This is a genomic window from Caenimonas sp. SL110, from assembly GCF_001044395.1.
Taxonomy (GTDB): Bacteria; Pseudomonadota; Gammaproteobacteria; order Burkholderiales; family Burkholderiaceae_C; genus Ramlibacter.
In genome coordinates this window covers 193,733-216,200 of sequence record NZ_JANU01000002.1, presented here as the reverse complement: position 1 = coordinate 216,200, position 22,468 = coordinate 193,733, and the positions used below count along the sequence as shown (strand labels likewise).

The window sequence follows — 22,468 nt, the reverse complement described above, 5'->3', positions numbered from 1 at the left end:
CCGGGCGCTAGGCAGCGGGCGGCTTCATCAACTCCCGCGCAAGGCACAGGTCCGCCCACGCCTTGGCCTTGTCAGCCAGGTTGCCCAGCAGGTAGGTCGGGTGATAGGTCGCAACCACAGGCACACCCCCATACGCATGCACCCGCCCGCGAAGACGCCCGAGCGGCTCGTCGGTTTGCAGCACCGTTTCGACGGCGAAGCGGCCCATCACCAGGATCACCCTGGGCTTGAGCAGCAGCACCTGCCTGCGCAGCAAGGGTTCGCATTGGGCGAATTCCTCGGCCATGGGCCGTCGGCCACCCGGTGGGCGGCACTTGAGCACGTTCGCGATGAAGGCCTTGTTGTCGCGCGACACGCCGATCGAGCGCAGCATGTTGTCCAGCAACTGACCGGCAGGGCCACCAAACGATTCGCCCGAGCGGTCTTCGTTGTCATCGGGCGGCTCACCGATGACCATCACGTCCGGCTGCAGGTCACCGACGCCGAACACGGCGTTGCGCCGGCTCGCACCGAGGCCACAGGCGCGGCAGACAGCAACCGCTTCGGCCAGCGCATCCCATTCCAGCGATTCGACGCCGCGATCTTGCGCTGGCACAGGCGATGGCGCGCGGCGGCTGACTGGCTGCACCACAACTTCGGCCCTCACCAAAGCCGGTGGCGCGCGTTCGATCTCGATCGGTTCAACGGCTGCGGCTTGCGTGACCACCGCCGGCGCAGATTCGTCTTGGTGCCGATCGGGAAAGAAGTCAGGCAGCCCCATCTCGACCAGCATCGCACGCTGGCGGGCATCGAGTTGCAGCGTCATAGCTTCAGGCTCATCACCACGGCGTCTTCGCGCTTGCCCGCCTGCGCAGGGTAATAACTGCGACGCTCGCCGACCCGCCGATAACCGTGACGTTCGTAAATGCGCTGGGCGCGCACATTGCCCACGCGCACTTCCAGCCAAAGCCATTGCGCGCCCTGCCCGCGCGACCAGATGGCGAGTGCGTCGAGCATGACCTGGCCCCAGCCTTCACCCTGCCGCTCGGGTCGCACCGTGATGTTGAGCAGGTGCACTTCATCGACGCCCTTCATGGCGACGAAATAGCCGATCACCTGGTCCTTGGCGGTGAGCACTTGCGCCTCGTAGCCCGAACGCAAGGTGTCGGCGAAGTTGCCGGGCGACCAGGGGTGCTCGTAGGCCTCGCGCTCGATGGCCACGATCTCGCCCAGTCGCGCCTGGGTCATCGGCTCGAACTGCGCTTCGACGGATTTGAAGACGGCACTCATGGCGGGTTGTCCCGTAGTGCGCGCGCTGCCGCACGCTCATCTGTAGTTTGTGCCACTTTATCGCGGATGTAGAGCGGCATGGCGTGGGCGGCGTCCGTGGCCTGACCGGCGGCGATCAGGGCGGGGGCGACGCGCAACAACGCGGCAGCCGTGGGCAATGCGGCTATGCGCGCGGCCGCAGCAGGAAGCCGCTCGCCGTAGGCCGTGAAGGCATTGCCCGCCAGCGCCCATCCTTCAGGGACGACCACATCTTCCGGTCGCCGCAAGCGCACGGGTTCGTGTTCGCGCCACACCCCGTTTTCAAACGCATAAGCTGCGCAATAAACCTCATCCATGCGGGCATCGAGAAGCGCAACCACCCGCTCTACGCCAGCCAGGCTGCGCGCCTCTTCGGCCACCGCCAGCAAGGTATCGACGCCCAGCACCGGCACGCCCGAGCCGAACGAAAGACCCTGCGCGACGGAACACGCTGTGCGAAGGCCGGTGAACGAGCCCGGCCCGCGGCCGAAGACGATGGCGTCCAGCTCAGCCAGCGTCAGGCCCGCGTCACTCAACAGTTGCAGCACGGTGGGAATCAGCGTCGTGGACGACCTCGCGCCCCCTTGCCCATCCACACGAAGGATCTCACCGGCCGTGCGCTGGATGGCGACGGACAAGGTCTCGGTGCTGGTGTCGAAGGCGAGCAGGTTCAAAACGTTTTTTGGCGGGGTGGCGGGGCAGCCTTGCATTATCGAGGGCCGGGATAATGCCACTATGCTTTCTCGCCCTTTGGCCTTTTGCGTCGCCGTCGTCCTGTCCACCGCCCCGCTTCTGGCATGGGCGCAGGCCCTGCCCGCCGAAGTCGAGGCCGCGCTCGTGCGCGCAAAACTCCCGCGTGACGCCGTGACTTTTCTCGTGACCGAAGTCGATCCTCGCGCCCCGCCACGGCTGGCGCATCGCATCAGCTCACCGGTCAATCCGGCTTCAGTGGCGAAGCTCGCGACCACCTACGCGGCGCTCGAATTGCTGGGCCCCGCCTACACCTGGTCAACCCCGGTCTATGTCGATGGCACGGTGCGGGACGGCACGCTGCAGGGCAACCTGTACATCAAGGGCACGGGCGACCCCAAGCTGGTCGCCGAGCGCATCTGGCTGATGCTGCGGCGCGTCCAGGGGCTGGGCATCCGCGCGATCAGTGGCGACATCGTGCTCGACCAGAGCGCCTTCAGCCTGCTCGAACACAACCCGACCGCCTTCGACGGCGAGCCGCTGCGCGCGCACAACGTGGGTCCGGGCGCCCTGCTGCTGAATTACCGGGCCATGACCATCACCTTCACACCGCGCGATGGCAACGCGATGGTTCATGTGGAGCCTCCGCTTGCGGGGGTGCAAGCACCCGCTTCGGTGCCGCTCACGCGCGTGGAATGCGGCGACTGGCGCGGCGGCCTGCAGGCTGACTTCAACGATCCGTCGCGACTGCGTTTTGCTGGCGGCTTCCCGGCCAGTTGCGGCGAGCGGACCTGGCCGCTGGCGTATGCCGATCCGCGCTCGTATTCCGCGCGCACCCTCGCCGGCATCTGGCAGCAGACGGGCGGCACCTTGAGCGGGCAAGTGCGGGACGGCAAGGTGCCTGCCGGCCTCGCGCCTGCGTTCGAGGTGCAATCGCCGCCGCTGGCGGAAGTCATCCGCGACATCAACAAGTTCAGCAACAACGTGATGGCCCAGCAGGTGTTTCTCACGCTCAGCCTGCAGCGCCGCGGCCTGGGCACGATGTCGGGTTCGCGCGACGTGATGCGCCAGTGGTGGATCGAGCGATTCGGCGCAGAGCCGCCGGTGTTCGACAACGGCTCGGGCCTGTCGCGCGACGACCGCATCACCGCGCAGCAACTCGCGCAACTTCTGCAGGCAGCATGGGCATCACCCCTGATGCCCGACCTGATGTCGTCTTTGCCGCTGTCGGGCATCGACGGCACCATGCGTCGCGTTCGCGGGCGCGCGCTGGGACTTGCGCATTTGAAAACCGGGAGCCTGCGCGATGTGACCGGCGTGGCTGGCTATGTGCACGCCGCCAACGGCAAGCGCTATGTGCTGGTGGCCATCGCCAACCATGCGAATGCCGCAGCGGTTCGCCCGGCCATAGAAGCCCTCATCGAGTGGACCGCAGCGGGTCAGTGAGGAATCAGCTGAAATTCAGGCGAACCAGCTGATGCGGCCGGTGGCGATGTCGTGCATGGCGGCAACGATCTTCAGTTGCCCGCGTTCGACGCGTTGACGCAGAACATCGCTTCGCGCCAGCAGCATCGCCGCTGCGTCCTTCGCGTTCTGGTCTGCGACCGCTTGAACGAGTCGCTTGTTGGCCGAACTCTGCGGGCCATCGACGCGCACCTTGCCCACTGCCGGCCGGATGTTTGCCAGCATCGCCGTGAGGTGCCCAAGTCTCGCGTCATCGACGGCTCCCTTGACGGCGCCGCATTCGGTATGGCCCAGCACCACGATGAGTTTTGCGCCGGCGAGTTCGGTCGCGAACTCAAGACTGCCAATGATGTCGGTGTTGACGAAGTTGCCGGCAATCCGTGCGGCAAAGATGTCTCCGATCTGCTGGTCAAAGACGAGTTCGGGCGGGACGCGACTGTCGATGCAGCCGACGATTGCGGCAAAGGGAGATTGCGAGGTCGCTGTCGCGCGAACCTGCGCCATCAGATCGCAATTGATGGTCTTGCCATCGACAAAGCGCTCATTTCCTTCTCGCAGCATCGCAAGAGCCCGATCCGGCGTCACAGCAGATTGCCGCGCCTTGTCAAACGGGGCGCAGGCCTGCGTGTTCAGGGTATCGCCAGTGACGGGGGTTGCGCAGCCACCCAGGCAAGCCATCGCCCATGAGCCCCCCGCGACGAGGAACGAGCGCCTGTGACCGGGTTTGATGGTGTGGGCGTGGGTGTGGGCGGCATTTGCATCGGGCATGGTGCTGACATCCTGGTGAGCTTGTTGAACTGGTTGAGTCACCTTTGTCCGGTTTTGGTTCACGAAGTTGGTGAATACCCCGTGGGCCGTGTTGCCGGGCACGTCTAACATCATCCAGCCCAAAAGCGAACGACCGTTCTTTTTTTACCGGACTACCCATGAAATCCATCAAATCCATCAAACTGAAACTCGCAACGCTCACAGCAGCACTCGTCCTGGCCGGTTGCGGCGGAGGTGGCGGGGGCGGCATTGACTTCGCCTCCATGGTGTCCTTCGGCGACAGCCTGAGCGATGTGGGCACCTATCGCGTCGGCACCATCGCAGCGCTTGGCGGCGGCAAGTTCACCATCAACGGACCGCAAGCTCGCAACTGGACCGAACTGGTTGCTGCCCGCGCCGGCACGGCCGCTCCTTGCGCCGCGCAGACCGGCCTGTTGCCCAATATCCCGGGCTTCACCGGTGCGGCCGTCACCAACGTCCCCGCCTGCACCAACTACGCGCAAGGAAGCGCGCGGGTGAGCGGCGTCTTTTCGGTGAACTCGGCCACGCTACAGGCCGCTCCATTCAACCAGGTGAACCTCGGATTGATGGCAGTGCCGATCACGACGCAGTTGAGCACCCATCTCGCCAAGAACGGCGGCACCTACAACCCCAATGACCTGGTGACCGTGATGGGTGGCGGCAACGACGTCTTCATGAACCTCAATGGCGTCAGCGCTGCAGCGCTCGGCGGCGCAGGCGCCGTGGGCGGTGCCATCACAGCCGGCTGGGATGCTTCCGTGCAAGCAGCCGTCGCGGCTGGCGGTGCCGCCGCAGTCAATGCCGCCGCAACGGCAGCCGTGACCAGCATGGGCGCTGCGGGCGCGCAGCTCGCCGCACTGGTGAAGTCGCAGATCCTGGCCAAGGGGGCACGGTATGTCGTGGTGGTCAACCTGCCGGACGTCAGCCAGTCGCCCTTCGGCCTGTCGCAAAGCGCGACCACACGCGCACTCATCAGCCAGATGGTGACGACGTTCAATGCGCAACTCGCCTCAGGGCTGGCCGGCAGCGGCGTGCTGCAGGTGGACGCCTACACCCAGGGCCGCACGCAGACGGCGAACCCCGCCGCCTACGGCATCACCAACGTGACGACGCCCGCGTGCAGCGCCACCTCGCCGGCCAACCCGCTGGAAGGCTCGTCGCTCGCCTGCACGGCCGCAAGCCTGATCCCCGGCGACACCAGTGGCTACTCATATGCCGATACCGTGCACCCCACGCCGCTGGTCCACCAGCTGATCGCCAACCAGGTGACCGCGCAGATGCAGGCGGCCGGCTGGTTCTGACGCCCTGCGTCGCCCACAAAAAAGGCGCCCCACTCGGGGCGCCTTTTTCATGCCGGGTCGACTGCCTGACTGCCTACCAGCGCGCACGAATCCGCGAGAAAGCGTACTCGCCAAACTTGCGATGGCCCTGGGGCGTTGGATAAACCTTGTCTGCGAACAGGTAGGCTTCGTAGGAGACATTGGCCAGCGTGGTGGACGGCGTGCAAAGACCCGAGTTGATCTCGCCGGCGCCAATGCCGATGCCCGGTCCCGGGTCGATCGAGGTGCAGACGGCTGCGATCGAATTGGTCATGCCGTATGCCGTGGGCACGGCGGTCATCAGGTTGAAAAGAAACGCCGTGTCGACGTACAGAACGCTGTTACCCAGGTCCACGATGTTGATCAGCAGCTCTTCGTTGAAACGCGCGCTGGCATCAGCCAGCAGCGTGGCGTTCGACCCGGTCTGGCCCCAGGGGGTGCGGGCCAGGTCGTAAACACCCGACACCACGACGTGCGTTGAACCGGCCTGCACCAGCCTGCGCACCTGCGCGGCCAGGTCGCGCCCGGCCTGGCGGACATTGACCAGCATCTGGTCGCCGGTCTGCGCGCCGGAAGTCACCAGCGCCATCTCGGCAATGATGTCCGAGGTGCCGCCGTTGATGATGACCAGGTCGCGCTCGCCAAACCGGTTGGCCGTGATGTAGGCGTCGATCTGCTGCTTGATGGTGGGCGTTGCGGTGCTGCCGGCCGCATCAGGCGTTGCGACGACGCGTGCGTTCTTCTGCGCATAAAAGGTGCCGCCGGCGTTGGCTGCGACTGCCGGTGCGCCGTAAGCGGCGGCGATGCCCTGCGTCCAGATATTGGTGTTGCCGTCATTGACGGTGTACTTGGTGCCGGTCTGGCCGATATCGGACAGGCCGTCGCCGAATGCAAACACGCGGGACGCTTCGAGCTGCGACACGATAGAGCCGGACCCGCAGGCGGCCAGGGTCAGCAGCGAAACGGACGCCAGCGCCAAAGCGGCACGGCGCATCCAGGAAAAAGACATGAAGTTCTCCAATACGGGGTTGCGGGGTAGTTTAACTTTCGCCGCTTCGCCCGGGGGCCTGGTGTCGAGAGGCCCTAGGCCGAAGCCCTTTGCAGGCGGTCGCGCACGCCCTCCCACTCGGGCTCGTCGGGCGGTGTCTCCACCCAGATCAGCCGCACGCCGTGCGAATCGAAGTCGCGCAGCACCGCGAAGAGCTGGCGTGCGGTTTCCACAGCGTCGTCGGGCATGCGCCTGCGGATGACCTTGTCCGAGCGCGTCTGCAGGATGGCGCGTGAGTAGGTCGCGATGCCCGCCGCCTCGGCGCCCAGCAGATCGAGCGCGGTCTGCAACGACTTCGCGTCCATGAGCCGCACACGCGCAGTCGGGGCGTAATGCGATTCCAGCGTGCCCGAAGCGCGCGGGGTCGCATCGAGCTCATCGGCATTGCGCATGCGCTCACCGCAGGCCGCTTCGAGTTCGGCGCGGCCCAGCACGCCGGGCCGCAGCAACACCGGCACACCGCGTGTGCAATCAACGATGGTGGATTCGATGCCGACCTGGCAGGGGCCGCCGTCGAGCACGAGCAGGTCATCGCCGAACTCGGCTCGCACATGCCCAGCCGTAGTCGGGCTGACGCGTCCGAACTTGTTGGCGCTGGGGGCTGCGAGGCCGATGACCGCGGGGGTCGCCTGCGCGCACGCCACCAGAAGTGCATGCGCTACCGGATGAGCAGGGCAGCGCAGGCCGATGGAGTCATGTCCGCCGGCTGCGGCTGCGGCCACACCGATGCGTCGGTGCAGGATGAGGGTGAGTGGCCCGGGCCAGAATTTTTCGATGAGGCGCGAAGCAAACGCCGGGACTTGCGATGCAAAGTGCGCCACGCCGGATGCATCGGCCACATGCACGATCAAAGGGTGGTCGCTCGGACGCCCCTTGGCCGCGAAGATTTTGGCGACCGCATCCTCGCGGCCCGCATCGGCCCCCAGGCCGTAGACCGTCTCCGTCGGAAACGCCACGAGCTCGCCGGTGGCGAGCACTTGCGCGGCCTGCGCTATCGATTCGGCACTGTTGCCGGCCAGGATCATTGGCTTGCCGGCTTCAGAACGTTTCGATGCCGAGCAACGCGGCCGCATGCAGGGCGCTGGTGCGCACGTCGGCAGCGGTGGGGCCCGTGATGGTGAGGTGGCCCATCTTGCGACCCTTGCGCGCGCTCGTCTTGCCGTACAGATGCAGGTGCATGCCCGCAAGTGCCAGCACCTTGTCCCACGGCGGCGTCACTTCAGTTTCTCCGTGCAAAAACCACAGGTCGCCCAGCAGGTTGAGCATGATGGTGGGGCTGTGCTGGCGCGGCTGCACCAGTGGCAATCCGGTCATGGCCCTGACCTGCAGGTCGAACTGCGACACGTCGCATGCGTCGATGCTGTAGTGGCCGCTGTTGTGCGGGCGCGGCGCCATTTCATTGACGACCAGCGAACCATCACCCAGCAGGAAGAATTCGACACAAAGCACGCCGACGTAGTCGATGCCCTGCGCAATCGCACGCGCTGATGCAACAGCATCGCGCGCCTGTTGCTCCTGCAGGCTGCCATCGATGACCTGCGTCACAGCCAGGATGCCGCCTCGATGCAAATTGAGCTGCGGCGGGAAATTCACCATGGCGCCGTCGCGTCCGCGCGCAACGATGACCGAGCACTCTGCCACCAGCGGCATCAGCTTTTCCAGCACGCAGGCAACGCCGCCCAGGTCGTCCCAGCCCTGCTGCAACTGTGCACGGTCGGCCACCCGGACCTGCCCCTTGCCGTCGTAGCCCATGCGCGAGGTCTTGAGAACGCCGGGGAGCAGGTCGTCAGTGACGCTCGCCAGGTCTTCGGGCGATTCGATCGCTGCATAGGGGGCGCATGCCACGCCGCACTTGACGAAATGAGCTTTCTCCTTCGCGCGATCCTGCGCGATGGCGACAGCTTCGGCGCCGGGGGCAACGGGTCGCATCGACGCGAGCGTGGCGAGAGCATCGGCCGGCACGTTCTCGAATTCAGTGGTGATGGCTGCGCTGACATTGGCCAGCCGCTGCAGGCCGTCCATGTCCAGGTAGTCGGTGTGGATGTGGTGATGGCTCACCAGTCCCGCAGGGCTGGCCGCATCCGGGTCGAGCACGGCGGTGAAATACCCCATCTGCTGCGCAGCATGGACGAACATGCGGCCGAGCTGCCCGCCACCCATGACGCCGAGTGTCTCGCCGGGCAGGATCACTCCCGGGTTCGCTGCAGGTGCTGTCATGGCTGGGGCGGCAGCGTCATTGCGCGTGCCATCTCGGTTTGCCGTGCACGGTATGCGTCGAGCTTTGCACGCAGCGCAGGGTCTTCGTTGGCCAGCATGGCCACTGCGAAGAGCGCTGCATTGGCTGCGCCCGCATTGCCAATTGCAAATGTCGCAACGGGAATCCCCTTGGGCATCTGGACGATGCTGTGCAGGGAATCGACGCCTTGCAAGTGCTTGGTCGCGACCGGCACACCGAGCACCGGCACGGTTGTCTTGGCCGCAATCATGCCGGGCAGGTGGGCCGCGCCACCCGCACCTGCGATGATCGCCTTCAGGCCCGCGCCCGCTGCGGCTTGCGCATAGGCGAACATGTCATCGGGCATGCGATGCGCCGAGACCACCCGGGCTTCGTGGGTGATACCGAATTCCTGGAGAATCGCTACTGCGTGTTGCAGCGTATCCCAGTCACTGCTGGAACCCATCACCACGCCAACCTGTATAGAACCCATGAGCACCTCTAAAGGTTGAATTTTAAGGTTTGAGCCGGACATATCCATCCATGATCGACGTCACCATAGAAAACTTTGAAGCCGAGGTCATTGCCGCCTCGATGGCCCAGCCCGTGCTGGTGGACTTCTGGGCGCCCTGGTGCGGCCCGTGCAAGGTGATCGGCCCGATCCTTGAAAAGCTGGAGACCGACTACAAGGGCCGCTTCAAGCTCGTCAAGATCGACTCCGACCAGGAGCAGCAACTCGCGGGCGCGTTCGGCATCCGAAGCATTCCGACCTGCATCCTGCTCATCAACGGCCAGCCGGTCGATGGTTTTCAGGGCGCGATGCCCGAAGGCAAGGTCAAGGAGTTCCTGGACAAGCACCTGCCGCCGGCGGTCGAAGAGCCCGAAGAAGAGCCTGCGGTCGAGGACGAGAGCGCGCTCGATCCGCAGACCCAATTGCTCAAATTGCAGGAAGCCGTCGCCGCAGAGCCCGAAAACGACGATGCGCGCTTTGGCTACATCAAGGCGCTGCTGCTGGCCGGTCGCACCGATGACGCCAAGGTCGCGTTCGCGCCTGTCATTGCCAAGACGTCGCTGGTGCGCCGGTTTGATTCGCTGCAAAAGTGGATGGATGCGCTGGACGCAACGCATGGCTCAGCGACAGCGCAATTCGATTCCCGCATCGCTGCGAACAAGCGCGATTTCGAGGCCCGATACTCTCGTGCGCAGGTGCTGATCGCCAACCAGGAATGGACCAGCGCGATGGACGAGCTGCTCGAAATCCTGATGCGCGACAAGACCTGGAATGAAGACCTTGCCCGCAAGACCTACATCGCGGTGCTCGACATCATCGAGCCGCCCAAGCCCAAGGTCGCCGACGGCCAGATCCCGCCGGATGATCCGGTGGTTGCGACCTATCGCAGGCGACTTTCGAGCGTGGTGCTGTCCTGATGGCTGTCATGCCGGACTTGATCCGGCATCCACCGCGAAGCGGAAACTGCGCCTGATCAAAGATGGATTGCGGGTCAAGCCCGCAATGACAGCCGAGGGGAACTACGTCCGATATGAAGGCTGTCATGCCGGACTCGATCCGGCATCCACCGCGAAGCGGCTACAGCCTCAGCGAGTGAGCATGGTCACGCGCTCCGCAGGCGCATTGACCTTCAGCTCCACCAGCTCACCACCACGACGCATCTTCGGGTAGCTCACGGATTCGACGGCCAAGGTCGTGCCAGCGCTCAACGCGGGGACTGGCCCCTTCGCGCCCGGCGCATCCGGCCCCTGCGCCAGTTGCGCATCCCCATCGCATTTCGCAAGCAAGGCAGGCGCGGTTACGCGAACCTGCTTCACATTGGCCAGCGACTGCTTGTCCGATCCGGTGATGGCCTTGCCGTCCTGTGACAGCAATTGAACGCCTGCCATGCGAGGCGCCCACTTGCCCGTGTCCGACAGTCGGCCCGCGACGAGGCACGAGCTGTCCGATTGGGCAAAAGAAGAAGCGCCAGTGAGTGCGAGGCCCAGGGCCAGTGCGATGCGCAGCGTGGTCATGCTGTTCTCCGGTGTGATGAACCGGACCAGCATACCCCCCGCCGTTCAGGCCTTCAAGCGCTGCAGTGCCTCGCGGTACTTGGCAGCCGTCTTCTCGATCACCTCACGCGGCAGGCGCGGCGCGGGCGGCGTCTTGTCCCAGGGCTTGCCGTTGATGCGCACCTCTTCCAGCCAGTCACGCACGAACTGCTTGTCGTAACTCGGCGGATTGGCCCCGGCCGCATAGGCAGCTTCGTAACCCTCGACGGGCCAGTAGCGCGATGAATCGGGCGTGAGCACCTCATCCATCAGCACCAGCGTGCCGTTCTCATCCAGCCCGAACTCGAACTTGGTGTCGGCAATGATCATGCCCTTGGCCAGGGCGATGGCGGCGGCTTCTTTGTAGATCGCAATGCTCAGGTCGCGAATCTGCGCGGCCAGCTCGGGCCCGACGATGCCCACGACCTGCTCGAAGCTGATGTTCTCATCGTGCTCGCCCATCGCGGCCTTGGCGGCCGGCGTGAAGATCGCCTCGGGCAACTTGCCCGCGTTTTTCAGCCCCGGTGGAAGCTTCACGCCGCAGACGGCCTGCGATTCCTGGTATTCCTTCCAGCCGCTGCCGGCCAGGTAGCCGCGCACCACGGCTTCGACCGGAATCGGCTTGAGCCGCTTGACCAGCATCGAGCGCTGCGTGACCTGGGGAATTTCAGCCTCAGTGACCACGCTCTCGGGCGCCTCGCCGGTGAGATGGTTGGGGCAGATATGGCCGAGCTTGTCGAACCAGAAGAGCGCCATCTGCGTGAGCAGCTCGCCCTTGCCGGGAATCGGCTCGCCCATGATCACGTCGAAGGCTGAGAGCCGGTCACTGGCAACCATCAGGATGCGGTCGGTGCCGACGGCGTAGTTGTCGCGCACCTTGCCCCGGGCCAGGAGGGGCAGCGAGGTGAGCGCGGAGGTGTGGAGGGCTGAGGTCATGGATTGGAGAGGGTTTGCGGGATTGGCAAAGGCGCTGGGCCACACGAATTGTCCATCACTGCGCCTTCAACACGAACTGCAGGCGCGGGTCGATCCCTGCAAGGTGCTCAAAGTCACGATCCGCATGCAGCAATGGCTCGCCGGCCTCGATCGCGCTTGCCGCAATCAGGCAGTCATGGGGGCTGCGAATCGTGAGCCCCTGCCAGCGGCATCGGGCGTAGAGCATGGCAGCCTGACGCGCGAGTTCACGTGCATCGTCTGGCGACCACACAGGGACGACGTCGAGTTGCTGCTGCAATTGGATGAAATGGCGCGGGCTGCGCGCACCTTGCAGGAGCTCCTGATAAACAGCGTCGAGCATGCGCAACGGCTCCTGCCTTTGCAGAGCTCGTCGAAGCCGCAGGTGAGCGGGCGAGCCCGTGCCACGAAACAGTTCCACCCACGCCGAGGTATCTGCGATCACTTGCGGGCCGGTTTTTTGACACGCGCAGGCGCTGCAGGCTTGGCATAGACCGGCACAGGTTCGGCAACGTGCATTGCCCCCTGCGAGCCTGCCTGTGGGGCTCCATATCGCGGATGGGTGAATAGCGCCTTCGGATCGTAGTCAGCGGCCAGCACGTCGCTGCCTTCGAGCGCCAGCAACCCCGAGTAGTCGGGCTTGCGCACATAGGCCTTCAGCGCCGCCTCTACGGCAGCCTTCTTGGTGGTCACGCCTGCAAGGACCATCGCCTGCTCAACGAGGTCATCATCCAGGACGATGTTGGTTCGAGTGCTCATTCATACACCTTCGATGTGTATGAAAATTATGCCACTGCCGGGCCAAAAGAAAAGCCGCCCGAGGGCGGCTTGAATCGGTCGCGATCAGACGGCCGTGGAAGACATGGATTGCGGGTCGAGCCCGCAATGACAGGCTCCAGGATTGACAGCTCAGTTCACGACCTGTGCCAGCTCGCCTTTTTCATACTTCTGTGCCACGACCTGCATCGAATCGGTCTTGATCTTGGCGGCCTGGCCTTCGCAGCCGAATTCGATGTAGCGCTGCTTGCAGATCTGCTTGGCAGCTTCGCGCGCGGGCTTGAGCCACTCGCGGGCATCAAACTTCTCGGGGTTCTCGGCCAGGAACTTGCGCACCGCCGCCGTCATGGCCAGGCGGATGTCGGTGTCGATGTTGATCTTGCGCACGCCGTACTTGATGGCTTCCTGGATCTCTTCGACAGGCACGCCGTAGGTTTCTTTCATGCTCCCGCCGTACTGGCGGATCACGGCCAGCAGGTCTTGCGGCACTGAGGACGAGCCGTGCATCACCAGGTGCGTGTTGGGAATGCGGCGGTTGATTTCCTTGATGCGGTCGATCGCCAGGATGTCGCCGGTGGGCTTGCGCGTGAACTTGTACGCGCCGTGGCTGGTGCCGATCGCAATGGCCAGCGCGTCGAGCTGCGTGCGCTTGACGAAGTCTGCCGCCTGCTCGGGGTCGGTCAGCAGCTGCTCGCGCGTCATCGTCGCGTCGGTGCCGTGGCCGTCTTCCTTGTCGCCCTTCATGGTTTCCAGCGAGCCCAGGCAGCCGAGCTCGCCTTCTACCGTGACGCCGACCTTGTGCGCCATGTCCACGACCTTGCGCGTGACATCGACGTTGTAGTCGTAGCTCGCAATCGTCTTGCCGTCGCCTTCGAGCGAACCGTCCATCATGACCGAGGAGAAGCCCAGGTCGATCGCGCCGCGGCAGACATCGGGGTTCTGGCCGTGATCCTGGTGCATCACCAGCGGGATCGTGGGATAGGCCTCGATGGCGGCCAGGATCAGGTGCTTGATGAAGGGCTCGCCTGCGTACTTGCGTGCACCGGCCGAGGCTTGCAGGATCACCGGCGCGCCGGTTTCTTTTGCCGCTTCCATCACGGCCTGCACCTGCTCGAGGTTGTTGACATTGAAGGCAGGAATGCCATAGCCGTTTTCAGCGGCATGGTCCAGCAGTTGGCGCATGGAGACGAGAGGCATGGTTCGGGTCCAGGTGAGGTGATGCGGGAAAGAAGGCGGGGGAAGGCCTGAATTTTACAGGCGGCGCAGGTGCTTGAGCGGGGGCTTTCATTCGGCCGTTCAGGCACCATCTGGGGCTGCATGGCTCTTTTCACGCTTTACGGTCTGTCGGCCGCGCTTCACTATTACGTGTGGGCGCGCATCGCGGCCGACCTGCCTGGCGTCTGGGCCGCCCCGCTGTTCACCGCCCTGATCGTGGTGTCCGCGCTGCTGATGCCGATGGGCATGGCGGCCAAACGCCTGTTCAGCCAGCCGCTAGCTGACACGCTCGCGTGGGCGGGCCTGCTCGCAATGGGCCTGTTCTCATCGCTCTTCGTCTTCACTGCTGTTCGCGATGTGGTGCTGCTCGCGGGCTTTGCCGGCAGTTTCGCGGTCGCGTCGCTTGTCCCGACACAAGGTTTCCAGCAGCTCACCGCCTTGATGGTCGCGCTGCTGGGCATCGGCGTCACGATTGCGGGGTTCGTCAATGCGCGGCGGACCGCAGGCGTCGTCACGGTCGAGGTCAAGGTGGCCGGACTGCCGGCCGCTCTGGATGGCTTCACCATCGTGCAGATCAGCGATATCCACATCGGCCCGACGATTCGCGGCAAGCAGCTCGACCGCATCGTCGATGCCGTCAATTCACAAAACGCCGACGTGGTGGCAATCACTGGCGACCTGGTCGATGGATCGGTGCCCGAACTGCAGGACCACGTCGCGCCGCTGGGCCGCCTGCAATCGCGCACGGGCAGCTTCTTTGTCACTGGCAACCACGAGTACTACTCGGGCGTGCTGCCGTGGATGGCCGAGCTGCGCAGGCTGGGCATCCACGTTCTGCATAACGAGCATGTGACCATCGATCGGGACGGCGCGGCGCTGGTGCTCGCCGGCGTGACCGATTTCAACGCGGGGCATTTCGACGAGTCCCATCGCAGCGATCCTGCGGCTGCGCTTGCCGGCGCGCCCGGCCATGCCGCCGTGAAGATCCTGCTGGCCCACCAGCCCCGCAGTGCGCCCGCTGCGGCTGAGGCAGGATTCGACCTGCAGTTGTCCGGCCACACGCACGGCGGCCAGTTCTGGCCCTGGAATCACTTCGTGCGCTTTCAGCAGCCGTTCACTGCCGGGCTGCATCGCCTGGATGAGCTGCAGATCTATGTCAGTCGCGGAACGGGTTATTGGGGACCGCCCAAACGATTCGGCGCACCGTCAGAAATCACCACCTTGCGCCTGGTGCCTGCGTAGGACCCGGGCCTACACCGGCGCGGCGCGCTGTCCCACAAGGCGCCCTTGGTGGCCGGCTCAAAACTGGCCTGATGTTTCGCGCAGCATCCGTCTCATCCACGCTTTCCGGCGCTCGAGCCAACAACGTCAACTACCTGGGCGCAGCGCGCAGCCGACGCAAGTTCGAGCTGTACTACCCCGGTGGATTTCTTGACGAGACCTATCAGATTACCGAGCGATCCTTCAAGGAACGCGCGCATCTGCAATGGAATGAACAGCTGGGTCCGGTGGCGTTTCGCAAGCTGCTCGCGCGAGGTGAATTTCGCGAGATCGCCGACACAGCCGTGCGGATTGAATCGCACAGCAACCTGCTGTTTTCTTTCGAGCGCATGGCGCTCAGAGATGCGGTCAAGACAGCAGCAGGCGCGCGGCTGTTCGCAACCGAGCTTTACGCGTTTCTCTGGGGGCGAGGCTCGCCCCACCGGCGCTTTGACGACTGGGTGCAGGCCCTGTCGGATTTGCCGCGTCGCGAGGCACGGGTGGTCACCTGGCCGCTGGTCACGGTGTTCGGTTTTCTGGCGCGTCCCGACCGGCATCTTTTTCTGAAGCCCCGCGCGACGCGCAAGGCCGCGCACGACTACGGATTCGATTTCGACTACGCGGCGCAGCCGTCGTGGGAGGTTTACCGGTCGCTGTTGACGTTCGCTGCCATCTTGCGCCGCGACCTGGACAAGCGGCCCGGGTTCAAGGCGCGCGACATGATCGACGTGCAGTCGTTCATCTGGGTGCTGGGTTCGCCCGAATACGAGGCTTGAGATCGACTTATCGGGCGAACTGTTCGGAGCCCACGAGACCGATCTTCGTGAGGCCCGCTCTCTGGGCGCTCGACAACACGGCCGCCACCTGCTCGTACTTGGCGGCGCTGTTCGGACGCAAGTGAATCTCGGGCTGGTCTGGCCGTGCTGCTGCGCCCTGCAATCTCGTTTCCAGCTCGCCACGCCCGGCCAGGGCCTCACCGTTCCAGAGCAACGCGCCCTGCGGCGTGACGTCGATTTGCACGATCTCCGGATCGACCGTGGGCGGAGGCGCATTCAGCCCCGGCATTTCCAGCCGCACCGAATGCAACTGGATCGGAATCGTGATGATGAGCATGACCAGCAGCACCAGCAGCACATCGACCAGCGGCGTGGTGTTGATATCGACCATCATTTCGTGGTCGCCTTCGCCGGTGTCCAGCGGGATCATCGCGGCGGCTCCGACAAAAAGCCCACGCGCGAAATACCCGCCTGCTGCGCGGCATAAACCACCCGCCCGATCGCCTGGTAATCGGCACGGGCGTCGGCCCGGATGTGCAACTCGGGCTGCGGCTTTTCCTGCGCGACGCGGGCGAGTTCGCCGGCCAGCACCAGCGGATCGCGCACCGGTGTGTCGAACCAGTACACCACGCCCTGCGCATCGACGGTGATGATCACGTCCTGCGGCGCGGCCTCGCGCGCCTCGTTGGCTTCGCGCGGCAGGGTCACGCCGATGGAGCTGTTCACCACCGGAATCGTGATCAGGAAAATGATGAGCAGCACCAGCATCACATCCACCAGCGGCGTGGTGTTGATGGTCGCGAGCAGCGGCTCGTCGGCCTCTGGCATCTGGTGCGGGAAGCGGATGGCCATGTTGAACCGGTATCGGGCGCCTGGCGCCTAGCGCCGCGCGTTAGCCGCCATCAGCACGGTGTGCAGGTCCGAGCCGAAGGCGCGCACCGTGTCCATGCCGACCTTGTTGCGACGCACCAGCCAGTTGTAGCCCAGCACCGCAGGCACGGCGACGGCCAGGCCAATCGCCGTCATGATGAGCGCCTCGCCCACCGGGCCGGCCACCTTGTCAATCGACGCCTGGCCAGACGCGCCGATCTTCACCAGCGCGTTGTAGATACCCCAGACCGTGCCGAACAGGCCGACAAAGGGCGCAGTGGAACCGACGGTCGCCAGCACGGCGAGCCCTTCCTGCGTGCGGCTGTGGACAGTGGCGATGGCGCGCTCGATGCTTTGCGCGGTCCAGGTGTTGTGATCGACCTGCCCGATGAGTCCGTCGTGCTTGCGCGCGGCTTCGAGCGCCGATTCGGCGATGAAGCGAAACGGGCTTCCCACCTGCAACTGTTCCGCGCCCTGCCGCACCGTGTCTGCCTTCCAGAATTTCTGGTTGGCGACCTTGCCCTGCGTGCCCATCTTCGATTGCGCAATCAGCTTGCTGATCAGCACGTACCAGCTGCCCAGCGACATGATCGCCAGGATCAGCAGCGTGATGCGCGCCACCCAGTCGCCCTGCGACCAGACAGCCTGCAATCCATACGGATTGGCCACGTCGGCGGGCTTGATCGGCGGCAGCGCTGGCGTGAGGCCCGGCGCGGGTGAGAGGGTGGGTGAAACGGGGGGTGGAGCGATGACCGGCATCGAGGCCGTCGCCGATGCTGTTGGCGGGGTGCCAGGCGCGGTCTGCGCCTGCGCCGTCGCCAGCGATGCGGCCAATGCACAAGCCGCCGCGAGCATGCGGGTGTAGGTGAGTGGATAGGCGTGCATAGGAATCTGGACGGTGCGTAGGCGTGTGGATGCGTGGATGGGCAAAGCCACACGCATTGTGTCGTATCCGTCTGCACAGCCAGCGCCATTTGCACCGCGCCCATGTCCATAATCTCGCCCATGCACAAGCCATGGAAGCCCAGCGTCACTGTCGCCGCCATCATCGAAAGGGACGGCCGCTTCCTGATGATCGAAGAGGAGACCGCGCTCGGCCTGCGCCTGAACACGCCCGCCGGCCACCTCGACCCCGGCGAGACGCCCGAGCAGGGCTGCGCGCGCGAAGCGCTGGAAGAGTCGGCTTACGAGTTCAGGCCGACGGCCTTGCTGGGCATGTACCTCGCGCGCTCGCGCAAGAACTCCACCGGCGAGGACCAGACCTATTTGCGGCTGGCCTTTTGCGGCGAACTGGGTGCGCACCATCCGGAGCAGCCGCTGGACACCGGCATCGTGCGGACCTTGTGGATGACGCCGCAGGAAGTTCGCGCATCAGCGGACCGGCATCGCAGCCCGCTGGTGCTGCAGTGCATCGAGGACTATCTGGCGGGCGTGCGTCACCCGCTGTCGGTGATCTACACCCACCCCGATGTGCTGATCACGCCCGCTTAGGCTGGACGTTCATTTCGCGCACTTGCCGGCAAGCGCGCGGGCGATGAGGCCCGGCGCGGCGAGCAGGCCGCCGACCTGCTGCGGATCTCTTGGTGCGTGAAGGCAATCGTCCACCGATCCCGACTCCATGCCATCGGCCAGCGGATCTTTCGGCTTGCCCCGGCGCAACTGCTCGTTGGCCATGTCGCTGATGCTGCGCTGTCGCTGGATGCGGTACGGGCCGGGATGCAGCGGCAATGCGGGCGCGAGGTTCGGTGCGGGCGGCAATGCCGCTGCTGGCGCAGCCGCAGGCGGTGAAGCCGCCGGGCGACCCCAACCATCGGCAGCGGGCGCAGGGACCAGGATCGGCGTCGCCCGACCCGAACCCGGCGAACCGGGCGCAACAGGCACATCGACGACCGGACCTTGCAGGCGTTGCGTGGGCGCTGCGGGTGCCGGTGGGGCGGGCGGAGCAGGTGAGGCCGGTGGCGCAGGAACAGCGGCCGCCGGTGCGGGCGCTGCAGGAGCCGGTGCGGGCGGCGCGGGTGTGGCAGGCGCTGGCGCAGGTGGTGCGGGTACAGGCGGCGCCGGAGCGGGGGGTGCAGGCGTTGGCGGAACCGGAATCGGTGCTGGCGCTGGCGGCGCTGGAACCGGCAGGGGCACAGGTGCAGGCGCTGGCACTGGCACTGGCACTGGCACTGGCACTGGCACTGGCACTGGCACTGGAACGGGCGCGGGAGGGACAGGCACCGGCGGCGGCACTTCGACCGGTACTGGAACCGGCTCCGCCACCGGAGGCAACGGAGCCGGCGCAGGCGCAGGCGGAACCGGAATCACCGCAGGCGCACTCTCCACCACAGGCACGGGCAAAGGTTCAGGCACGACGGCAGCAGGCACCGGCGCGGGCACCGGCTTGGGCGCTTTCAGCGTCTCGGGCAATTGCGTCGTCGTTCTCAAAGGCACGCTCGACTCAAGATTGCGCGAAAAAATCAGGCTGTTGTCCGCCATGCTGGGACTCGTCTGCGACCGCATCGTGATCGCGCGGCTCGCGCTCGAGGGTGACGGGCTGATCGGCTGCACGTACTGGTACACCACATAGCGAATCTGCTGCTGCAGCGGCGTGTGCTGCAGCAGCAGCCACAGCAATCCGACATGCAGTGCAGTCGCTGTTGCCATGCCCGCAGGCGACAGGCGCTGCCGGGGGAATGGCGGGGATGTAGGCCGGTAGAGCATGTGGACAAAGTGGCGTGGGGATAATCGCACAAATGAACAGCAAGCCTCGCGTCGTCGTCGGGTTGAGCGGAGGCGTGGACTCCGCGGTCACCGCGCATCTGCTCAAGGCGCAGGGCTACGATGTCGTCGGCATCTTCATGAAGAACTGGGAAGACGACGATGACGACGAATACTGCTCGTCGAACCAGGACTTCATCGACGCGGCCAGCGTGGCCGATGTCATCGGCATAGAGATCGAGCACGTCAACTTCGCAGCCGAATACCGCGACCGCGTATTCGCCGAGTTCCTGCGCGAATACCAGGCGGGCCGCACGCCCAACCCCGACGTGCTGTGCAACGCCGAGATCAAGTTCAAGGCCTTCCTCGACCACGCGATGCGACTGGGCGCAGAAAAAATCGCGACGGGCCACTACGCGCGCGTGCGCGAACAGGGCGGCGCTTTCCAGTTGCTCAAGGGCCTGGACGAGACCAAGGACCAGAGCTACTTCCTGCATCGCCTTTCACAGGCGCAGCTTTCAAAGACGCTGTTCCCGGTGGGCGAATTGCGAAAGAGCGAAGTGCGGCGCATCGCGCAGGAAATCGGCCTGCCCAACGCCAAAAAGAAGGATTCGACAGGCATCTGCTTCATCGGCGAGCGGCCGTTTCGCGACTTCCTCAACCGCTACATCAGCAAGGAGCCCGGCCCCATCAAGGATGAGCGCGGCCGCACGATCGGCCGGCACCAGGGGCTGTCGTTCTACACGCTGGGGCAAAGGCAGGGGCTGGGCATCGGCGGCATCAAGGACAAGGGCGCTCAAAGGGGCGGCGGCGAACATGCGCCGTGGTTTGTTGCGCACAAGGACATGGCGCACAACATCCTGTGGGTGGTACAGGGGCACGATCACCCGTGGCTGCTGTCCAGCGCGCTGCAAGCAGACGATGCGAGCTGGGTTGCGGGCCACGCGCCTGCTGCAGGCACCTACGGCTCCAAGACGCGCTACCGGCAGGCCGATTCACCCTGCGTGCTGGCAGCGAACGCCAACGGTGCGTTCCACCTCGACTTTCCACAGCCGCAATGGGCGGTAACGCCAGGGCAATCAGCCGTGCTTTATGACGGCGAGGTGTGCCTGGGGGGCGGCGTGATTTCGTCGCGGAGCTGATCGGTACGGAGGACGATCAGAACGGAATATCGTCATCCATGTCGTCGAAACCACTCGGCGGCGCTTTTGCAGCCGGAGCACGCTGACCGCCACCTTGCGGTGCCGGCGGACGGCTTGCCGGCGCGCGGCGCTGCTCGTAGCCGCCGCCGTCATCGTCCCCCGAGGACGACGGTGAACCCATGCCCTGGCGTCCGCCCAGCATCTGCATGTTGTCGGCGCGAATCTCGGTGGTGAATTTTTCGATGCCGTCCTTGTCGGTCCACTTGCGCGTGCGCAGGCTGCCTTCGACGTAGACCTGCGAGCCCTTTTTCAGGTACTGGCCGACGATTTCGGCCAGGCGGCCGTTGAACACCACACGGTGCCACTCGGTCGCCTCCTTGGGTTCGCCGGTCTGCTTGTCCTTCCACTTGTCGGTGGTGGCGATGGTGACGTTGGCGACCTGGTCCCCGCTGGGGAAAGAACGCATTTCGGGGTCGCGGCCGAGGTTGCCGACGATGATGACCTTGTTGATGGATGCCATGAGCAAATCTCCTGATTCGTTGATTATGTGGCCTGCGCTTCGTCCGCCAATACCTGCTCTGCCGAGCGTCCCGGACGTGGCGCACGCATGGGCCAGGCCGTGACCAGCCAGACGAGCATCAGCACCGCGCTGACCGCAAAAAGGCCTTGCGTTCCAACGTGCTTGGCCAGCCAGCCGCCGACTGCGCCGCCGGCAAAAAATCCCAATGATTGAAGTGTGTTGTACACACCCAGGGCCGCGCCCCGCGCATGCGCCGGTGCTATGCGCGACGCCATGCTGGGCTGGCTCGCCTCCAGCACGTTGAAGGCGCAGAAGAAGACGAAGAGCAGCGCGCCGAGTGCGGGCAGTCCAGGACTGCTGGACAGCAGCGCCAGCCCGACCTGCACCAGCAGGATCACGCCCACCGACGCGAGAAACACCGCGCGAAGGTAGCCGCGCCGCTCCAGCGGAAACAGCACGGCGCCCATCACGAAGAATGAAGCCAGCACGGCGGGCAGATAAACGTGCCAGTGGTTGGCCTTGTCCAGCCCTGCCTGAACCAGCATGGCCGGAATCGCGACCCACATGGCGAGCTGCACGGCGTGCAGCACAAACACGCCCACATCCAGGCGCAGCAGCCCCGGATGGGTCAGCACTTCCTGCAGGCGCCCGCGCGGCGCGTTCTTGTGCAGCGATGGCTCTGCCGGCGTCCACCACAGCACGATGGCGATACAGCCCAGCGCGAGCGCACCGGTGATCGCAAACAGGCCATGCAGACCCACGACTGCCGCGAGCAGGGGCGCAGCGACCAGCGACACGGCAAACATCAGGCCGATGCTCGCGCCGACGATGGCCATGGCCTTGGTGCGGACCTCGTCACGCGTCTGGTCAGCCAGCAGGGCCGTCACGGCCGCCGAAACGGCCCCTGCGCCCTGCAAGGCCCTGCCGGCGATGAGCCAGCCCAGCGAGTCCGCCGCAGCCGCCAGGAAGCTGCCCGCAGCAAACACCACCAGCCCGATCACGATCACCCGCTTTCGCCCGAACCGGTCCGACGCCATGCCGAACGGAATCTGCAGCAGGCCCTGGGTCAAGCCGTAGATTCCCATCGCCAGACCCACCATCGCCGCATCGCCCCCGCCGGGATAGCGAGCGGCTTCCAGGGCGAACACGGGCAGCACGATGAACAGCCCCAGCATGCGCGCGGCAAACACTGCTGCCAGCGAACCGCTGGCGCGGCGCTCGACGGGGGTCATCCTGGAGGGGGTGGAGGCAGTGGACGGGGGCACAGGGACGGGAGATGGCGAAAAGCCTGCAATTGTCGTGGATGTCCGGAAATCGACCGCCGCCGCGGTTGCGGACCTCGCGGGCTCCCCCGCACAGGCTTGCCGTTCTATCATGTCAGGTTTCCCTAAGCGGACCC

The 22,468-nt window shown here is 65.3% G+C and carries 26 protein-coding genes; 7 read left to right on the top strand and 19 right to left on the bottom strand.

The features are described 5' to 3' along the window. Positions 1 to 7: 7 nt before the first annotated feature. From AQ12_RS01740 to tsaB, 3 genes are read right to left on the bottom strand one after another with little or no spacing between them, the layout of a single operon-like run. Positions 8 to 805 (bottom strand): uracil-DNA glycosylase family protein, encoded by a 798-nt coding sequence (locus AQ12_RS01740; protein WP_048438102.1) that lies wholly within the window; start codon positions 803 to 805, stop codon positions 8 to 10. Beyond that, the gene (gene rimI, locus AQ12_RS01735) at positions 802 to 1,269 is read right to left on the bottom strand and encodes a ribosomal protein S18-alanine N-acetyltransferase (RefSeq protein WP_048438101.1); all 468 of its coding nucleotides are present in this window, start codon (positions 1,267 to 1,269) and stop codon (positions 802 to 804) included. Before rimI ends, AQ12_RS01740 begins: the two co-directional genes overlap by 4 nt. Beyond that, positions 1,266 to 1,961 (bottom strand): tRNA (adenosine(37)-N6)-threonylcarbamoyltransferase complex dimerization subunit type 1 TsaB, encoded by a 696-nt coding sequence (tsaB, locus tag AQ12_RS01730; RefSeq protein WP_048438100.1) that lies wholly within the window; start codon positions 1,959 to 1,961, stop codon positions 1,266 to 1,268. The genes rimI and tsaB overlap by 4 nt, the downstream gene beginning before the upstream one ends. 61 nt (positions 1,962 to 2,022) lie before the next feature. On the opposite strand from tsaB, the gene dacB reads away from it, so the two are divergent. After that, complete coding sequence (dacB, locus tag AQ12_RS01725) at positions 2,023 to 3,423, top strand: D-alanyl-D-alanine carboxypeptidase/D-alanyl-D-alanine-endopeptidase (protein WP_048438099.1); 1,401 nt, start codon at positions 2,023 to 2,025, stop codon at positions 3,421 to 3,423. A 15-nt stretch (positions 3,424 to 3,438) separates the two neighbouring features. Here the strand turns inward: dacB and AQ12_RS01720 are convergent, their stop codons facing one another. Beyond that, positions 3,439 to 4,209 (bottom strand): carbonic anhydrase family protein, encoded by a 771-nt coding sequence (locus AQ12_RS01720; protein WP_082151356.1) that lies wholly within the window; start codon positions 4,207 to 4,209, stop codon positions 3,439 to 3,441. Positions 4,210 to 4,367: 158 nt separating this feature from the next. Between AQ12_RS01720 and AQ12_RS01715 the strand changes: the two genes are divergently transcribed. Beyond that, a complete protein-coding gene (locus AQ12_RS01715) occupies positions 4,368 to 5,531 on the top strand; it encodes an SGNH/GDSL hydrolase family protein (RefSeq protein ID WP_053076504.1) in 1,164 nt (387 codons plus the stop codon). A 73-nt stretch (positions 5,532 to 5,604) separates the two neighbouring features. Here the strand turns inward: AQ12_RS01715 and AQ12_RS01710 are convergent, their stop codons facing one another. From AQ12_RS01710 to purE, 4 genes are all read right to left on the bottom strand, one after another. Beyond that, complete coding sequence (locus tag AQ12_RS01710) at positions 5,605 to 6,558, bottom strand: SGNH/GDSL hydrolase family protein (RefSeq protein ID WP_048438098.1); 954 nt, start codon at positions 6,556 to 6,558, stop codon at positions 5,605 to 5,607. A 74-nt stretch (positions 6,559 to 6,632) separates the two neighbouring features. After that, positions 6,633 to 7,622 carry an L-threonylcarbamoyladenylate synthase gene (locus AQ12_RS01705; protein WP_048438097.1) on the bottom strand — a complete coding sequence of 330 codons (990 nt, stop codon included), beginning with the start codon at positions 7,620 to 7,622 and terminating at the stop codon, positions 6,633 to 6,635. Positions 7,623 to 7,635: 13 nt separating this feature from the next. Then, positions 7,636 to 8,814 (bottom strand): 5-(carboxyamino)imidazole ribonucleotide synthase, encoded by a 1,179-nt coding sequence (locus AQ12_RS01700; protein ID WP_048438096.1) that lies wholly within the window; start codon positions 8,812 to 8,814, stop codon positions 7,636 to 7,638. Next, on the bottom strand, positions 8,811 to 9,305 hold the full coding sequence (gene purE / locus AQ12_RS01695; protein ID WP_048438095.1) for a 5-(carboxyamino)imidazole ribonucleotide mutase: 495 nt from the start codon (positions 9,303 to 9,305) through the stop codon (positions 8,811 to 8,813). Before purE ends, AQ12_RS01700 begins: the two co-directional genes overlap by 4 nt. A 50-nt stretch (positions 9,306 to 9,355) precedes the next feature. Here purE and trxA point away from each other — a divergent pair, with 50 nt between their 5' ends. Beyond that, the gene (trxA, locus tag AQ12_RS01690) at positions 9,356 to 10,240 is read left to right on the top strand and encodes a thioredoxin (protein WP_048438094.1); all 885 of its coding nucleotides are present in this window, start codon (positions 9,356 to 9,358) and stop codon (positions 10,238 to 10,240) included. Between the two features lie 168 nt (positions 10,241 to 10,408). Here the strand turns inward: trxA and AQ12_RS01685 are convergent, their stop codons facing one another. The 5 genes from AQ12_RS01685 to fba all read right to left on the bottom strand — a co-directional run bounded on the left by AQ12_RS01685 (position 10,409) and on the right by fba (position 13,783). Then, a complete protein-coding gene (locus AQ12_RS01685) occupies positions 10,409 to 10,837 on the bottom strand; it encodes a hypothetical protein (RefSeq protein ID WP_152682630.1) in 429 nt (142 codons plus the stop codon). Between the two features lie 45 nt (positions 10,838 to 10,882). Further along, positions 10,883 to 11,791: a phosphoribosylaminoimidazolesuccinocarboxamide synthase gene (locus tag AQ12_RS01680; protein ID WP_048438092.1), complete on the bottom strand. Its 909-nt coding sequence runs from the start codon at positions 11,789 to 11,791 to the stop codon at positions 10,883 to 10,885. A 55-nt stretch (positions 11,792 to 11,846) separates the two neighbouring features. Beyond that, complete coding sequence (locus AQ12_RS22360; protein ID WP_048438091.1) at positions 11,847 to 12,254, bottom strand: PIN domain nuclease; 408 nt, start codon at positions 12,252 to 12,254, stop codon at positions 11,847 to 11,849. Continuing rightward, positions 12,251 to 12,568: a type II toxin-antitoxin system VapB family antitoxin gene (locus tag AQ12_RS01670; RefSeq protein ID WP_048438090.1), complete on the bottom strand. Its 318-nt coding sequence runs from the start codon at positions 12,566 to 12,568 to the stop codon at positions 12,251 to 12,253. Before AQ12_RS01670 ends, AQ12_RS22360 begins: the two co-directional genes overlap by 4 nt. 150 nt (positions 12,569 to 12,718) lie before the next feature. Next, positions 12,719 to 13,783 carry a class II fructose-bisphosphate aldolase gene (fba, locus tag AQ12_RS01665; protein WP_048438089.1) on the bottom strand — a complete coding sequence of 355 codons (1,065 nt, stop codon included), beginning with the start codon at positions 13,781 to 13,783 and terminating at the stop codon, positions 12,719 to 12,721. 120 nt (positions 13,784 to 13,903) lie between these two features. On the opposite strand from fba, the gene AQ12_RS01660 reads away from it, so the two are divergent. Both AQ12_RS01660 and AQ12_RS01655 read left to right on the top strand, forming a co-directional pair. Further along, positions 13,904 to 15,043, top strand: coding sequence for a metallophosphoesterase (locus AQ12_RS01660; RefSeq protein ID WP_048438088.1), 1,140 nt, complete (start codon positions 13,904 to 13,906; stop codon positions 15,041 to 15,043). Between the two features lie 71 nt (positions 15,044 to 15,114). Further along, positions 15,115 to 15,837 (top strand): hypothetical protein, encoded by a 723-nt coding sequence (locus tag AQ12_RS01655; RefSeq protein ID WP_048438087.1) that lies wholly within the window; start codon positions 15,115 to 15,117, stop codon positions 15,835 to 15,837. A 7-nt stretch (positions 15,838 to 15,844) separates the two neighbouring features. Here the strand turns inward: AQ12_RS01655 and AQ12_RS01650 are convergent, their stop codons facing one another. The 3 genes from AQ12_RS01650 to AQ12_RS01640 are packed head-to-tail and all read right to left on the bottom strand — an operon-like array spanning position 15,845 to position 17,592. After that, positions 15,845 to 16,267 carry a biopolymer transporter ExbD gene (locus tag AQ12_RS01650; RefSeq protein ID WP_048438086.1) on the bottom strand — a complete coding sequence of 141 codons (423 nt, stop codon included), beginning with the start codon at positions 16,265 to 16,267 and terminating at the stop codon, positions 15,845 to 15,847. Further along, positions 16,264 to 16,689, bottom strand: a complete 426-nt coding sequence (locus tag AQ12_RS01645; RefSeq protein WP_048438085.1) for a biopolymer transporter ExbD — start codon at positions 16,687 to 16,689, stop codon at positions 16,264 to 16,266. The genes AQ12_RS01650 and AQ12_RS01645 overlap by 4 nt, the downstream gene beginning before the upstream one ends. Positions 16,690 to 16,716: 27 nt before the next feature. After that, positions 16,717 to 17,592 (bottom strand): MotA/TolQ/ExbB proton channel family protein, encoded by an 876-nt coding sequence (locus AQ12_RS01640; protein WP_048438084.1) that lies wholly within the window; start codon positions 17,590 to 17,592, stop codon positions 16,717 to 16,719. Positions 17,593 to 17,712: 120 nt separating this feature from the next. Here AQ12_RS01640 and AQ12_RS01635 point away from each other — a divergent pair, with 120 nt between their 5' ends. Beyond that, positions 17,713 to 18,198, top strand: a complete 486-nt coding sequence (locus AQ12_RS01635; RefSeq protein WP_048438083.1) for an NUDIX hydrolase — start codon at positions 17,713 to 17,715, stop codon at positions 18,196 to 18,198. A 9-nt stretch (positions 18,199 to 18,207) separates the two neighbouring features. Here AQ12_RS01635 and AQ12_RS23455 read toward each other — a convergent pair whose 3' ends face one another. Further along, positions 18,208 to 19,353, bottom strand: coding sequence for a hypothetical protein (locus tag AQ12_RS23455; RefSeq protein WP_053076502.1), 1,146 nt, complete (start codon positions 19,351 to 19,353; stop codon positions 18,208 to 18,210). Between the two features lie 89 nt (positions 19,354 to 19,442). On the opposite strand from AQ12_RS23455, the gene mnmA reads away from it, so the two are divergent. Beyond that, a complete protein-coding gene (mnmA, locus tag AQ12_RS01625; RefSeq protein WP_048438082.1) occupies positions 19,443 to 20,549 on the top strand; it encodes a tRNA 2-thiouridine(34) synthase MnmA in 1,107 nt (368 codons plus the stop codon). A gap of 16 nt (positions 20,550 to 20,565) precedes the next feature. Here mnmA and ssb read toward each other — a convergent pair whose 3' ends face one another. Both ssb and AQ12_RS01615 read right to left on the bottom strand, forming a co-directional pair. Next, entirely contained in the window at positions 20,566 to 21,069 is a 504-nt protein-coding gene (gene ssb, locus AQ12_RS01620) for a single-stranded DNA-binding protein (protein WP_048438081.1), read from the bottom strand. A gap of 23 nt (positions 21,070 to 21,092) precedes the next feature. Then, entirely contained in the window at positions 21,093 to 22,301 is a 1,209-nt protein-coding gene (locus AQ12_RS01615) for an MFS transporter (protein ID WP_048438080.1), read from the bottom strand. Positions 22,302 to 22,468: the final 167 nt, after the last annotated feature.

Excerpts from the sequence above, each read along its gene's own strand:
- AQ12_RS01740 (WP_048438102.1), bottom strand. The coding sequence starts at position 805 with ATGACGCTGCAACTCGATGCCCGCCAGCGTGCGATGCTGGTCGAGATG.
- rimI (WP_048438101.1), bottom strand. The coding sequence starts at position 1,269 with ATGAGTGCCGTCTTCAAATCCGTCGAAGCGCAGTTCGAGCCGATGACC.
- dacB (WP_048438099.1), top strand. The coding sequence starts at position 2,023 with ATGCTTTCTCGCCCTTTGGCCTTTTGCGTCGCCGTCGTCCTGTCCACC.
- AQ12_RS01720 (WP_082151356.1), bottom strand. The coding sequence starts at position 4,209 with ATGCCCGATGCAAATGCCGCCCACACCCACGCCCACACCATCAAACCC.
- AQ12_RS01715 (WP_053076504.1), top strand. The coding sequence starts at position 4,368 with ATGAAATCCATCAAATCCATCAAACTGAAACTCGCAACGCTCACAGCA.
- AQ12_RS01710 (WP_048438098.1), bottom strand. The coding sequence starts at position 6,558 with ATGTCTTTTTCCTGGATGCGCCGTGCCGCTTTGGCGCTGGCGTCCGTT.
- AQ12_RS01705 (WP_048438097.1), bottom strand. The coding sequence starts at position 7,622 with ATGATCCTGGCCGGCAACAGTGCCGAATCGATAGCGCAGGCCGCGCAA.
- AQ12_RS01700 (WP_048438096.1), bottom strand. The coding sequence starts at position 8,814 with ATGACAGCACCTGCAGCGAACCCGGGAGTGATCCTGCCCGGCGAGACA.
- purE (WP_048438095.1), bottom strand. The coding sequence starts at position 9,305 with ATGGGTTCTATACAGGTTGGCGTGGTGATGGGTTCCAGCAGTGACTGG.
- trxA (WP_048438094.1), top strand. The coding sequence starts at position 9,356 with ATGATCGACGTCACCATAGAAAACTTTGAAGCCGAGGTCATTGCCGCC.
- AQ12_RS01685 (WP_152682630.1), bottom strand. The coding sequence starts at position 10,837 with ATGACCACGCTGCGCATCGCACTGGCCCTGGGCCTCGCACTCACTGGC.
- AQ12_RS01680 (WP_048438092.1), bottom strand. The coding sequence starts at position 11,791 with ATGACCTCAGCCCTCCACACCTCCGCGCTCACCTCGCTGCCCCTCCTG.
- AQ12_RS01670 (WP_048438090.1), bottom strand. The coding sequence starts at position 12,568 with ATGAGCACTCGAACCAACATCGTCCTGGATGATGACCTCGTTGAGCAG.
- fba (WP_048438089.1), bottom strand. The coding sequence starts at position 13,783 with ATGCCTCTCGTCTCCATGCGCCAACTGCTGGACCATGCCGCTGAAAAC.
- AQ12_RS01660 (WP_048438088.1), top strand. The coding sequence starts at position 13,904 with ATGGCTCTTTTCACGCTTTACGGTCTGTCGGCCGCGCTTCACTATTAC.
- AQ12_RS01655 (WP_048438087.1), top strand. The coding sequence starts at position 15,115 with ATGTTTCGCGCAGCATCCGTCTCATCCACGCTTTCCGGCGCTCGAGCC.
- AQ12_RS01650 (WP_048438086.1), bottom strand. The coding sequence starts at position 16,267 with ATGATCCCGCTGGACACCGGCGAAGGCGACCACGAAATGATGGTCGAT.
- AQ12_RS01645 (WP_048438085.1), bottom strand. The coding sequence starts at position 16,689 with ATGGCCATCCGCTTCCCGCACCAGATGCCAGAGGCCGACGAGCCGCTG.
- AQ12_RS01640 (WP_048438084.1), bottom strand. The coding sequence starts at position 17,592 with ATGCACGCCTATCCACTCACCTACACCCGCATGCTCGCGGCGGCTTGT.
- AQ12_RS01635 (WP_048438083.1), top strand. The coding sequence starts at position 17,713 with ATGCACAAGCCATGGAAGCCCAGCGTCACTGTCGCCGCCATCATCGAA.
- AQ12_RS23455 (WP_053076502.1), bottom strand. The coding sequence starts at position 19,353 with ATGGCAACAGCGACTGCACTGCATGTCGGATTGCTGTGGCTGCTGCTG.
- mnmA (WP_048438082.1), top strand. The coding sequence starts at position 19,443 with ATGAACAGCAAGCCTCGCGTCGTCGTCGGGTTGAGCGGAGGCGTGGAC.
- ssb (WP_048438081.1), bottom strand. The coding sequence starts at position 21,069 with ATGGCATCCATCAACAAGGTCATCATCGTCGGCAACCTCGGCCGCGAC.
- AQ12_RS01615 (WP_048438080.1), bottom strand. The coding sequence starts at position 22,301 with ATGACCCCCGTCGAGCGCCGCGCCAGCGGTTCGCTGGCAGCAGTGTTT.